The 12,379-nt window shown below is 42.2% G+C and carries 13 protein-coding genes; 2 read left to right on the forward strand and 11 right to left on the reverse strand.

All coding sequences use genetic code 11. The features are described from left to right. Positions 1–4: 4 nt before the first annotated feature. From KXD93_RS11955 to KXD93_RS11970, 4 genes are all read right to left on the reverse strand, one after another. Positions 5–577 (reverse strand): RNA polymerase sigma-70 factor, encoded by a 573-nt coding sequence (locus KXD93_RS11955; RefSeq protein WP_258137343.1) that lies wholly within the window; start codon positions 575–577, stop codon positions 5–7. Positions 578–675: 98 nt separating this feature from the next. After that, entirely contained in the window at positions 676–1,293 is a 618-nt protein-coding gene (gene prfH, locus KXD93_RS11960; protein WP_258137344.1) for a peptide chain release factor H, read from the reverse strand. Positions 1,294–1,297: 4 nt separating this feature from the next. Beyond that, positions 1,298–2,698, reverse strand: a complete 1,401-nt coding sequence (locus tag KXD93_RS11965) for an RtcB family protein (protein ID WP_258137345.1) — start codon at positions 2,696–2,698, stop codon at positions 1,298–1,300. Between the two features lie 15 nt (positions 2,699–2,713). After that, entirely contained in the window at positions 2,714–3,439 is a 726-nt protein-coding gene (locus KXD93_RS11970) for a hypothetical protein (RefSeq protein ID WP_258137346.1), read from the reverse strand. Positions 3,440–3,779: 340 nt separating this feature from the next. Between KXD93_RS11970 and KXD93_RS11975 the strand changes: the two genes are divergently transcribed. Together KXD93_RS11975 and KXD93_RS11980 are read left to right on the forward strand one after the other, a co-directional pair. Then, positions 3,780–4,391, forward strand: a complete 612-nt coding sequence (locus tag KXD93_RS11975; RefSeq protein ID WP_258137347.1) for a class I SAM-dependent methyltransferase — start codon at positions 3,780–3,782, stop codon at positions 4,389–4,391. 68 nt (positions 4,392–4,459) lie between these two features. Then, positions 4,460–4,999 carry an OmpA family protein gene (locus tag KXD93_RS11980; RefSeq protein WP_258137348.1) on the forward strand — a complete coding sequence of 180 codons (540 nt, stop codon included), beginning with the start codon at positions 4,460–4,462 and terminating at the stop codon, positions 4,997–4,999. Between the two features lie 66 nt (positions 5,000–5,065). Here the strand turns inward: KXD93_RS11980 and KXD93_RS11985 are convergent, their stop codons facing one another. The 7 genes from KXD93_RS11985 to KXD93_RS12015 form a co-directional block, all read right to left on the reverse strand. After that, entirely contained in the window at positions 5,066–5,446 is a 381-nt protein-coding gene (locus tag KXD93_RS11985; protein ID WP_258137349.1) for a YybH family protein, read from the reverse strand. Positions 5,447–5,480: 34 nt separating this feature from the next. After that, positions 5,481–6,248 (reverse strand): isocitrate lyase/PEP mutase family protein, encoded by a 768-nt coding sequence (locus tag KXD93_RS11990; RefSeq protein WP_258137350.1) that lies wholly within the window; start codon positions 6,246–6,248, stop codon positions 5,481–5,483. A gap of 80 nt (positions 6,249–6,328) precedes the next feature. Further along, entirely contained in the window at positions 6,329–7,141 is an 813-nt protein-coding gene (locus tag KXD93_RS11995; protein WP_258137351.1) for a helix-turn-helix transcriptional regulator, read from the reverse strand. Between the two features lie 23 nt (positions 7,142–7,164). After that, positions 7,165–7,632, reverse strand: a complete 468-nt coding sequence (locus tag KXD93_RS12000) for a YybH family protein (RefSeq protein ID WP_258137352.1) — start codon at positions 7,630–7,632, stop codon at positions 7,165–7,167. Positions 7,633–7,722: 90 nt separating this feature from the next. Continuing rightward, on the reverse strand, positions 7,723–8,481 hold the full coding sequence (locus tag KXD93_RS12005) for a TIGR03915 family putative DNA repair protein (RefSeq protein WP_258137353.1): 759 nt from the start codon (positions 8,479–8,481) through the stop codon (positions 7,723–7,725). A 2-nt stretch (positions 8,482–8,483) separates the two neighbouring features. Continuing rightward, positions 8,484–9,740 (reverse strand): putative DNA modification/repair radical SAM protein, encoded by a 1,257-nt coding sequence (locus KXD93_RS12010; protein ID WP_258137390.1) that lies wholly within the window; start codon positions 9,738–9,740, stop codon positions 8,484–8,486. Positions 9,741–10,011: 271 nt separating this feature from the next. After that, positions 10,012–12,312: a family 20 glycosylhydrolase gene (locus KXD93_RS12015; protein ID WP_258137354.1), complete on the reverse strand. Its 2,301-nt coding sequence runs from the start codon at positions 12,310–12,312 to the stop codon at positions 10,012–10,014. Positions 12,313–12,379 lie beyond the last annotated feature (67 nt).

Consider the following 12,379-nt stretch of genomic DNA (forward strand, 5'->3'; position numbering starts at 1 on the left):
AAGGCTATCTTAGCAAAAAATAAACAATAGCGGCAATAACTGTGGTGGTTAACGACGTGCGCAAATGTCGCAATGCTTTTGTTATTTGGTTTTCTACTGTTTTGGGGGATATGTTAAGCCGCTCGGCAATTTGTTTGTGCGACAGTTGTTCCTCGCGACTTAACTTATAAACTTCCCGGCATTTTTCGGGCAATTGGTTTACTACTGAATTTATCTGGCCTATCAGTTCCTTGTACTCAATGTTATGATAGGTTTCCGGCGTTTGCAGCCGTTCTAACAAATTATCATAAATATCGGCCCTAACCGCACCTGATTTAATCTGCCGGTAAACCTCGTACCTGATTGACGCATACAGGTACGCTTTTAACGATACGTTGATTTCGATAGCATGGCGATTATTCCATAGTTTTATAAAAAGCTCCTGGATTATATCCTCGCAGGCCTGCTGATCCTTCAGGATATTATGGGCCGAGACATACAGCATTTGCCAGTATTTTTTGTAGATAATTGACAACGCAATATCATCATCGTGTTTTAAACGATCAATTAATTCGCTATCAATCAAATGGTCCGGCATATAAAACGAATATAAAAAATATGCTCAATATTCTGTATGGTTTTGTAATAATACATTATTTTGTTACGACTAATGAAAATTAAGGTTAAATTATTAACCTATAATAAATTACCCCTTAGTGTCTTAACCGGGTTGCCGCGCTCCAGCGAATGGTGTTGCAGCCATTTGCTTTGCTGCTGCTCAACCAGTTGCCCGGTTTGCCGGGCCAGCACTTTTCCTTCTAACCTGCTTAAACATAATTTTTTATTTTCCAGCTGCGACCGGCTATCCATAGCGAACACCTGTATACCCGACGGCAAATGCAAACCTCTTACCGCCGTCTCAACCTTGTTAACGTTTTGCCCGCCCGGCCCCGACGCCCTGGTGGTTTCAAGCTTTACATCCTTTAAATCCCACTTAGGCAGTTCTTTAACATCGAAAACCGCCACCCCTGCAAACCAGTTTTTGCGCTTATGATTTTTTCGGAACGGGCTTGGGCCTATCCATTGAATAGTGCCCTGCCATTCGGCAATCAAAACCTGCAAATCGTCGCCCTGCGCCGTTAATGTTGCTGATAATAATGTATCAGGATATTCACCTTTTATAGTTTCCAATACTTCAATTTGTATTCCCTGTTGCTTTGCCTGCTTTAACAGCATTTGCAGCACAAGGGCAACAACCCGGCAACATTCTGCCAGGCCCTTGCCTGCTGTAATTTGTATAATTACCTTTTTCATTGTTTTAATCCTTGTTCATTCTTGAAATCCTCGGGAAAAACTTCCCCTCAATGTTTACCAACTCTCTTTGTGCCTGCATCACTGTTTCAATATCCTTATAAGCCTGCGGGTTTTCTTCAACACTGCCGCCAATAAGGGTTACATCAGCATTCGCCAACAGCTTTTTCATCCCGGAAACAGTCATGTTATCCTTTGCCTTTTGCCTGCTCATAGCACGCCCGGCGCCATGCGATGCAGAGAATAGTGCATTATCAGTACCCTTGCCGCTTACTATATAAGCAGGCGTGGTAATACTACCCGGAATAATACCCAGTTCGTTTGTGTGTGCCGGCGTAGCGCCCTTACGGTGAACGATGACTTCCCTGCCATCCGCCAGCGTGTCCTTCCAGGCAAAATTATGGTGGTTTTCAATCACCATGATTGATTTTAAACCCAGTGCCTTTAACAGGTTGGCGTGGATCCGCTCATGACAGGCCCTCGCGTAATCACCTGCTAAAGTCATGGTGAGCCAATACTCTTGTCCGGCTTCGCTGTTCATATCGAGCCAGGCCAGCTGTTGCGCATGGCGCGGAAGCTTGCAGGTATTCATAGCAACCTGCGTGTAGTACTTGGCTATTGCGGCGCCCACCCCCCTGCTGCCGGAATGAGAAAGTAATGCCGCGTACTTTTTGCCGGGCAAGCCCAGCGTGTTATTTTCTGCAAGTTCAATTTCGCCGAACTCCACAAAGTGGTTGCCGCTACCTGATGTACCTAATTGTCTTACGGCCTTGCTTCGCAACTGTTTCAGGAAAGGGATTTGTCCAAACACAGCACTATCCAAAATTTCATGCTCCTGCCTTACGTCCAATCCGCCCTCCATCCCGAAATGGGTGTGGTTTCTTAAGGCCTGGTTCAGCTTGTAATCGTAACGTTTAATAAACGTGTCGCTTTCATCAATAATGGTGAGCGCCATGCGGCAGCCAATATCCATACCCACGGCATAAGGGATCACTGCATTATCAGCAGCCAGCACGCCGCCAATCGGCAGGCCAAAGCCCATGTGCGCATCGGGCATTAAAGCTCCCTGAACACTTACGGGCAGCAGCATCGCCAAATCCATTTGTTTTTTAGCTACGGCTTCAATGTCCTTACCGCCATAAATTTTATATGGTGCAGGCGTTGCCATCAGCTCAAAAGCTTTAAACTGGGGCTCAGCTACTTTACCAATTATTTTCCCGGCTATCTTTCCTGCAACTTCGTCCTGCAAGTATTCTTCCGGGTTGTTTTTAATCTCCGTTAGCAAGTCGATCAATTGATCATTGCTATGGTGCTTAAAATGTTTCGAGGCTATGCCCAATACCAGGCTTATCAATTGGTTATTGGTGTAGCCTATTTTTGTCAGATCTTTTGTTTTTAAATTGCCCATGTGGGTTTATGTTTTTTAATCCAGGTACGCCTCTTTGTTGGTATACCTGGGTTGGTTTTTTAATTTGTTAACATATTTCGGTTGTTCAAAAGGGATTATCTTCCAGTATTTATAACAATTGCCCTTGTTTATCTTCGTGATTTTTGGCCACAAATAATACCGGGCAATCTTGTTATCAATAGCTTTTAACTCCTGTTCCAGCTGTTCATCAACCATTTTTGCTTCGTAAATAATGTGTGGCTTAACCGCCAACACAAAGCGCCATGAGTCGTTAAATAAGTAGGTTACTATTATTTTACTTCTTGATGCCGACCATTCTTCATTGCGATAAAAACACTCTTTTTCAGCTTCGGTAAATTTTAACTTATCGCTTTGCCAGTCATTATCATATATAGGCCGCAAGGTTTGAGGCTGTTCTTCATAATGATAGCGTTGTTTCCGTCTTTTCCTTTTTTTAAAGCTGATATCCTTGTTATATTCAACGGTATTGATCTTATCCAATATTGCCTGGTAAAACATCGCTTTTTCGCTTTGCCGTACATCTTGCCGTAATACAAAAATCCGTTTCCATCCTTTTTGATAAGGATGTTCCAGGGGTATCATTGGTAGCTGTCGTTTTTGTTCTAAAAGAGAAGTTTGCAACCTATCCAGTTCAATCAATTGCTTATCGCGGTCTTTCTTAACGAGCCGTCTTTTTTGCCTCGCCGATTTTAAACGGTACGGCAACTCATGCAGGTCCATAAGGCTTCCTGTATTAAAATTTTAATATTGATTTTAATTACAATGATTCGTCCCTGATTAGGGAGATAGCCCTGTAACAACGCTCAGCTGTAGAAATTTATGGCAGCACAAAAAACTTGTCGGTGAAAAAAAGCAACCGGTTATTTTATCTAAAAAAAATTGAAAAAAGGATTTTGCCTGCCGTTTAGGCAATGAGCGAAAGGGGCGATATGTGGACTTGCTCTGTCATGATTCCTTGATATTTAAATGGTTAACAAATCAGGAATTGCGGCAAAGATAGAAAAAAATTGCAATCCTAAACTATTTTTAATTTCCGGATAGTTCGGCTTACATTAGCGCCATGCAGCAAAACCTACAACAGCTTTATGGCAATATTGATATTTACCTTTTCGACCAGCTATTAAAAGGCCGTTTTGATAATTGCCACAAGATCCTTGATGCCGGTTGTGGTGGCGGGCGTAACCTTATTTATTTTTTACGCAACGGGTTTGATGTCTACGGGATAGATCCAAACCCGCAAGCTGTGGAAGCTGTAAAAGCACTTGCAACCGCACTTGCGCCAAACCTTTCCTTAACCAATTTTAAAACGGCTGCGGCTGAGGATCTGCCTTTTAATGATGAAGCTTTCGATTTGGTAATAAGCAGCGCGGTACTGCATTTTGCAAACAATGAGGACCATTTCGAAGCCATGTTAACATCCATGTGGAAAGTGTTAAAACCAGGCGGCTATCTTTTTGCACGACTGGCATCAGACATAGGGATAGAAGACAAAGTAAAACATATTGAGAACCGGCGCTATTTATTGCCTGATGGCTCAGTTCGTTTTTTAGTGAACGAGCAAATGTTGCTTAATTACACCCAAAACCTAAAGGGACAATTATTTGAACCCATAAAAACCACCAACGTGCAAAATCTGCGATGTATGACCACGTGGTGCCTGCAAAAAGTGTGAGTATGTTTATAATTTACAATAAGCTAATTTAAGCTGCGTTTTTATATTTACATCATACATCATAATTTATGAAATTTATCAAATCGTATTTCCTGTTATTTAGTATTTTATTCGCAGTGGCCGTATTGCCGGCATGTAAGGCTAAAAAGCCGATAGTTACGCGCCCGCCGGTTACCTATCCACCCGATCCACAACCTGTAAAGAGGGAAACGCCACCGCCGGCTGCTCCTGTTCAGCAGGAAACACCGCCACCGCCGCCACCGGTTGCAAAACCCGACTATAACTTTAAAAATATCCAGTTTGAATTTAACTCAGGCATCTTAAAAACCGACTCATATCCTACTTTAGATAAGATTGCCGCCGAAATAAAGAAAGACCCCTCTGTAAAGTTTGTATTGAACGGTAATTCTTCGGCCGAGGGTAGTGCTGACCACAACATGGCACTATCGGTAGAGAGAGCAAATTCTGTAAAACTGTATCTGGTTAACAGTGGAATTTCTGGTGATAATCTTGCTATAAAAGGATATGGTGAAAGTAAACCTGTTGCAGATAACAGTACTGAAGAAGGCAGGGTATTGAACAGAAGGGTAGAGATAAAGAAGCAGTAGTAACGTTATAAATTGCCAGGAAGCCTTAAACCGCAGCGTTATGCTCCGGCTTAAGGCTTTTTCATTTTACGCCACCAGGTTAGCTTCTGCGCCAAATGCCTGGTCTATTATAATTTTCCAGGTACCATCGGCCTGCTGTTTCATTACCTCAATGCCTTTGGCGCTTATTTTCACTTCGTCTCCATCCTTAATGCTCCATTCGGAACGGCCAAGGGCAACATCGCCTGTTTGCAGGCAATAAACGGTTTTGATCTCCATTTTTCCTTTTATAGATAAAATGGCTTTTATGGCCTCTTCAAACTTTTCCCTGCCCGATACCGGTTTTTCCGGCTCCGGCACAATAATTCCTGTAACATCATACATGTTCATAACGGTGGCAACATCGCCTGTATTAAAGGCGGCTGCAAGTGTAGTGTGAGCGTCCTGTGCTCTTGTTGGTAAGTTCATTTGTTTTTAGTTTTTATTGATGATTAAGTTATTTTTAAAGAATCGACGCGAAGTTGTTGTCACTAAGGACTGCTTTTGCCAGCGCGCCCGCGTTGTTATACACCTTGTTAAAAAGGAATGGCCCCATGCTGATGCGCTTTACACCCAGTGCACCCAATTCGTCAAAACCGGGAAGTGCGGGCATACACATTACATTAACGGGCAGCGTGGTGGCTTGTACAACTGTTTTAATATCACCGCTGTCAGTAATACAGGGAACGAAGATCCCCTGGGCGCCTGCGTCTTCATAGGTTTTAACACGGACAAGCGTATCTTCAAGCGCAGTTGGTGAGCCCATAAGGAAACCATCCGTCCTGATGTTTAAAAAAAGCTGCATGTTATTCCGGCTGATGTGGTCTGCTATTGCTGAAAGCGTACTCTGAAAAATGTCTGCCGACTGGAATTGGCGTGATGCGCCGGGGATTGTATCCTCCAGGTTTATACCCACTACGCCGGCATCATGCAGTTTATTAATGTTATTGATAATCCCAGCGGCAGTTTTATCATATCCCCCTTCCATGTCAACAGAAAAAGGAATTTTCACCACCTCAACCACCCTTTTTGCAAGACGCAGCAACAGGTCAAATGGGAGATTTTCGCCGTCAGCGTAGCCGAGTGAGTTTGACATGGCCTGGCTTGATACGCCAATAGCCTGGTAACCGGCAGCTTCAAATACGGTAGCGCTGTGAACGTCCCAAATGTTACCCAAAACGAACTGGGACGGATTGTTGTGCAGTTGCACAAATGCTTCAAAATTATTCATATTTTTAGCTTGTTAATTAATTTTAAACAAAGCTACATTGGCGGCGAATGCCAAAATTGTACAAACAGGAACTGGTAAAATTATTGCTGTAAAAGCTGGTTAACAGGAGTAATGTTGTGCAGGTAAGCAGAGGGGGTAAAACCGGTAAACAATTTAAAATCGCGGATAAAATGCGATTGGTCGAAGTAACCGCTTTCGTAAGCTATTGAGGTAAGCGAGAGGTCGTTTTTTGAAATAAGCTTAAGGCTGAACTGGAACCGGTTTATTTTATTGAACGCCGTTGGCGAAAGGCCCGTATTCTGATAAACAAGTTTATGCAGGTACCGCGCGGTAATGCCATGTTTTAGTGCAATATTGTTCAGGTTATTTTCGGCGGGATCCTTTTTTATACTGGTCAAAATATTGGCGGCTTTATCAATTCTGAAAAAACGTTTTTCATTTTCCTTTAACTGTTTAATCAGGAAAGCCTCCAATAGCGCTATTCTATTACCGGGATTCAATGTTTCGAGCAAACGGGCGTAAAGAGTGTTAACAGGCTCACCAATCACATCAGCTGCATTTGAGATCTGATCATTAAACAAACCTATTTCATCATTTAAAAAATAGGCGGCCGAATGCGGGAAGAATTTAACGCCCAACATGGTGTGCTTCCCTTTTGAGCGGATAGGGAGCGGTTTGGTAACCTGTCCCCATAGTTCAATGCCAGGCGTTTTTAAGTATTTATTTTCAACAGATGACTCCCAGGTACCACTACCCAGGTTGAAGATCAATTCCATATCCCCGCTGGGGAAAACGGTATCTTCAAACTCAATATCCGAGTCAGATTCAAAGATATAGTAATGCCTTACATAAGGCTTCAGTATATCCGATGGAAAAAACTGCTTAAATTCCATAACGTAAATTTACTGATATTTTCTCATTTGGCGGGGTTATCACTGCTGAACGAATCGCGAAACATTTTCCAGCCCTTTGCAGTCTTTTTCCACAACACCAAAAACTTTCCATTATCAATTATTTTATTGTTTTTATCAAATGATTGCCAGATCCCCTCTTCGGTCACATAACCATTTCCAAGCCCATAAACATTGGTAGTAATAAATTTCCCGTTCCAAAGCCCTCCTTTTTTGTGGCTGGTCATTTTAAAGAAGTCAAGTGCGCCTTTATGCCCCTTCATTGCGGGTGCATTTGGCAGCATAATCAGGCAATCTTCTGCGTAACGGTTGATAAAAATAGATGGATCGTTCTTTAGGTACGATTGAAAATAAATACTGTTACTTGCAGCAATAGCTTTTTTTTCTTCAGCCAGATCGCTTTGAGCGGCAACTTTGTTAAAGCTAAAACACAGCAATAACAGGATAACTGATAATAAAATTTGCTTTTTCATATTAGCTTGATCTTTAAATTACGGCCAAAACTACATTGTGCAAAAACGAAAAAATTGTACAAAACGGCCCTATTTAAAAACGATAAATATTTAGATCTTCTCCGTCAAATGCTTCCAGTATCGTTTAGGGATGTGCCTTACATGCAGCTTTGTATTTTTACGCGAGGCTATGTCCACACTTTTAAAATAATTTTTCCATAGGTGCTGGTAGGTTTCTTCATCTTCCCCGAAAGCAGCAACCACTTTACCCGGCGAGTTAACAGATGAAAATTCCATCGAAACAAATTCAACATCGTGCAGGTCGTAATACAAACCGTAATTGCGTTTAATATCATAGATCATCCACTTCTGATCAGCATAGCGGCTTTTGAAATGTTTGATCAATAAAGGTAAAACGTTAAAATCAGGCTCGATGCCTGCATAATAAGTTTCGTCCTTAAGCTTCTGAAAACGGATAAATGCTTCCATACGGTGTTTTTCGCGGCGCATCATCCTCACAATTTCCGAGATCCTGAGCACGTATTTGTTGCCGTAATTGTCTTCTATATTTTGTTTACTATCAAACGCATACCTGATATAACCTAAAATATTATTTTCTTCGTTTTCCATTTCAGAGAGATGCGCAATGTAAATACGCTGCACGCCATTCGCCGATAGCTTTTGATTCAGGCCTTTTAGTACCCGATTAGCCCGGATATCATCGGTTATAATTTGCAGTACATCTTCAAACATAGCGCTGTTTGCGTTCCCGTTTTTTTGTAGATTTACCTGTATGAGTTTCCTGTCATAAACTTCAAAAACAGCGGTTAGCAGGCCTTCAAATGTGCCATCGTATATCAGCCTTGTCATGGTTAAAAAATGCTCAACTGGTTTTGCACGTTCTTTAAGTATTTGCTCTGCGACTCGGCAAGGATGAATTGCTTAATTTTAGTTCCGGTAAGATCTCTGCGTTCAAAATCATTGCTTTTACAGGTGATAAAATATTTGGCGCGGTTTATGGCAACACCTATTTTTTTAAGCTGATCCCAATTTAAGCGGGCAAATTTGCGGGCACTTACAATCTTTTGCGCCGATTGAACGCCAATCCCCGGCACGCGGAGGATCAATTGCAGATCAGCCTTGTTGATATCGATAGGAAAGGCTTGCATATTACGGATGGCCCAACCAAGTTTTGGGTCGATGTCCAGGTCAAGCAGTGGTTGTTGGTTATTTACAATCTCGTTTACTTTAAAGCCATAAAAGCGCATCAGCCAATCAGCCTGGTAAAGGCGATTTTCGCGCACCATTGGCACGGCTGTGTTTAAGCCGGGTAAGCGTTTATCAGCCAGCACCGGCACATAACCTGAATAATAAACCCGCTTTAAATTGAAGTTTTTATAAAAGTGATTGGCTGTGTTTAAAATCTGCTGATCATTCTCGGGCGTTGCACCGATTATTACCTGGGTGCTTTGCCCGGCGGGCGCAAACATCGGCGCTTTTTTAAAAAGCTTTTTCTCTTCGGTACGCTGGATGATCTCCTTATTTAAAAATGTCATAGGGTCAATCATATCCTGGCGGTTTTTATCAGGGGCAAGCAGCTTTAAACCGGCTTCGGTTGGCATTTCGAGGTTAACGCTCAGGCGATCGGCATACAGACCGGCCTCGCGCATCAATTCATCACTTGCGCCGGGAATGGATTTTAAATGGATATAACCGTTAAAGTTATTTTCGGTACGGAGTTTTTTGGCGATCATTACCAATCGCTCCATGGTATAGTCGGCATCCTTAAAAATACCGGAGCTTAAAAACAGGCCCTCAATATAATTGCGGCGATAGAAATTAATGGTGAGATCAACCACTTCCTGAACGGTAAAGGCAGCGCGCTTGATGTCGTTACTTTTGCGGGACACACAATAAGCACAATCAAAAATGCAATGGTTAGTGAGCAGGATCTTTAACAGCGATACGCATCGTCCGTCTTCGGTATAGCTATGACAGATGCCGTTGCTGGCATTGCCGAGTCCCTTATTCTCATTTTTTCGCTTGCTGCCGCTCGATGCGCATGATACATCATACTTGGCTGCATCCGCCAGGATGTTCAATTTCTCCGTTATCCTATCCACATTCATATCAATTAAAAATACCAATATTATTAGCAATTTGTTTTGATAATAAGTAGAGCTTTGGGGAATAAGAATATTAGAAGTTTTAAAGGCGTTTAATGCCAAAATTGTTATTGACCTTAAAATATTAACATTTTAAGGTCAATAACATATCTCTGTATCGTGCAAATTAGTTACGCACCTATGGAGCGAAAAAACTTCTTTTAATTATTTTGCTACCAATATGTTGCTCCTATCGGAGCAGTTAGGCGGCTAAAATTGGAGTTGCAATTTAATCTTAATGCTTCAACCAACTCGCGGGAATTTCCTTCGGTTCCGAACCATTTAAACTATATTTCAATAAAAGCTTAAAGCCGCCGCCGCCTTCAATAAAGTCAAGGTTAAACGGATGTGCGCCCATCGCCAATGCAATTTGCCCGCTGCGTTCCTGGGCTGAGTGGTTGCCGTCGTTATTCACTGTTACGTTATTGCCGATGCGTAAAACGCCGCCGTCATCGCAGGTTAGGTAAAAACTGTAAATACCATCAGTCGGAACTTCGATATAGCCTCTGTAGGTAATTCCAAATGATGGCGCTTTTACTGTGGAGGGCACCTCAATTTTATTGGTAATAAATGTGCTGTCAACTTTCGCACCGTGCATTAAGGCGGTTTCTTTAAAATAAGCTTTGTAATAGCTGCAAGCCAATCCGGGCTTTGGTGGTGCAATTTTCACCGGGCCAAGCATGAGCTGTTGCGTATAATTAAGGCTATAAATATCACCGCGGGTACCTGCCGGTGTAAAGGCGGCTACTTTAACCAGTTCCGATGTTTTAATAATTAAAGGCGATGGCAGTTTCGGTGATGCAGTTGTCGGTGGCAAGCCATCGGTTGTATACCTGATAGTAAGGGTCGGCAACGGTTTAGTAATGCTTAATTTTCCCTCATCAGTAAATACATATTCATTTAACAAACCCGGAAGATCGGGCAGACGATAATTGATCTTCAGTGCATCCATCCTGTTGTATTGCTGAACCAGGCGCTTTAAATAGGAATCGTATTTATTTTGATCATTCGTCCAAAGCATTTCGGCCAATGCAGTCATGCGTGGCATGTACATATAATCGGCACGTTTTTCTGAGGGTATCATCTCCGACCAGATGTTTGCCTGGGCACCGATTATCGCTTTTGCTTCCTCTTTATTTAACACCTTCGGGATAGGGTTAAAATGGTATACTTTAGAAATGGAGTACTGATCCGGCTGGGCGTCAAAATACAATGGTTCGCCGGGTGTCATGATAACGGTATTGCCATTTTTAGCTGCTTTTACAGGTGCATCAGGCACCCATCCACGCCAGTACATTATAATCGCCGTTTTGGTTACGCCGCCTTCAATTATCTCGTCCCAACCTATCATCTTGCGTCCTTTTGAATTAAAGAACTTTTCCATCCTGTTAATGAAGTAGCTTTGCAGGGCAGGCAGGTCCTTAATTCCCTCCTTTTGCATTAAAGCTTTACAAGCATCAGATTTTGCCCAGTCGGACCGGTCAACCTCATCGCCGCCAATATGAATATATTTTGATGGAAAGATCTTCATAATCTCGTTAAATACATTTTCGGCAAACTCAAACGTATTTTCGTTACAAGGACAGATGGGTTTTGAAAACAGCTCGCCAAATTTATTCTCGCCATTGCAGGTTAAAAACGGGTACGAATTTATTGCGGCCATCATATGGCCGGGCATATCAATTTCCGGGATAACATCGATATGCCTGGCAGCAGCATAAGCCACAACACCCTTCATTTCATCCTGTGTGTAAAAGCCACCATATAACGTTTTGCCATCGCGTTGGATGATGTGTTCTTTATCAATAGTAAAATCAGGATTATCAACTGCGCGCTTCATGCAGGCCGAGTCCTGGTTATTAAAAGTTCGCCATGCCCCTTCTTCGGTAAGTCTTGGATATCTTTTTATTTCGATGCGCCAGCCCTGGTCGTCGGTTAAATGCAGGTGCAGCTTATTCATTTTGTAAAGCGCCATCCTGTCGATAAACTTCTCCAAATAGTTAATGGAAAAAAAATGCCGTGATACGTCCAAATGCATGCCACGCCATTCATAAGTTGGATGATCTTCTATGGTTAATGCTGGTAACGATAACTGCTTCGCTATGTTGCCGTCCTCAATTGAAACAGGCAACAGTTGTCTTATAGTTTCAATAGCATGAAAGATTCCGGCGGGATCTTTTGCCGCTATAATTACCTGTTGCGGAGTAATGGTTAACTTATATGCTTCAGGGGCAGCAATGGATGCATCATATACCAATTTTATAGCATGGGGATTAGGGTTTTTAGTTATGCTTAATTTTTTGCCAAGGCCCTTGCTTAGCAAATCATTTAATTCATTTGCCTCATTCCAAAACCGCTCAGCAAGTAAAATACTCGTTTTTGAAGTAATAATAAAAGAGCCTTTACCGGCAACCAATTCTGCAGGATATGGTATTAACGGGTACCTGCTAATTTCCTGCGCTGCTGCATTAAAGCTGATAAAAATTACCAGGGTTACAAGCTTAAAGGATAAGTGCTTTGACGTAAAAAATTTCATTGAAAGAAGCGTGTTGTTTTGAGTTTGAAAGGTAATGATTTGAGGGATATTACACAAGAAAAGATAG

Origin of the sequence: Mucilaginibacter phenanthrenivorans (assembly GCF_024721155.1) — a bacterium.
GTDB lineage: Bacteria > Bacteroidota > Bacteroidia > Sphingobacteriales > Sphingobacteriaceae > Mucilaginibacter > Mucilaginibacter phenanthrenivorans.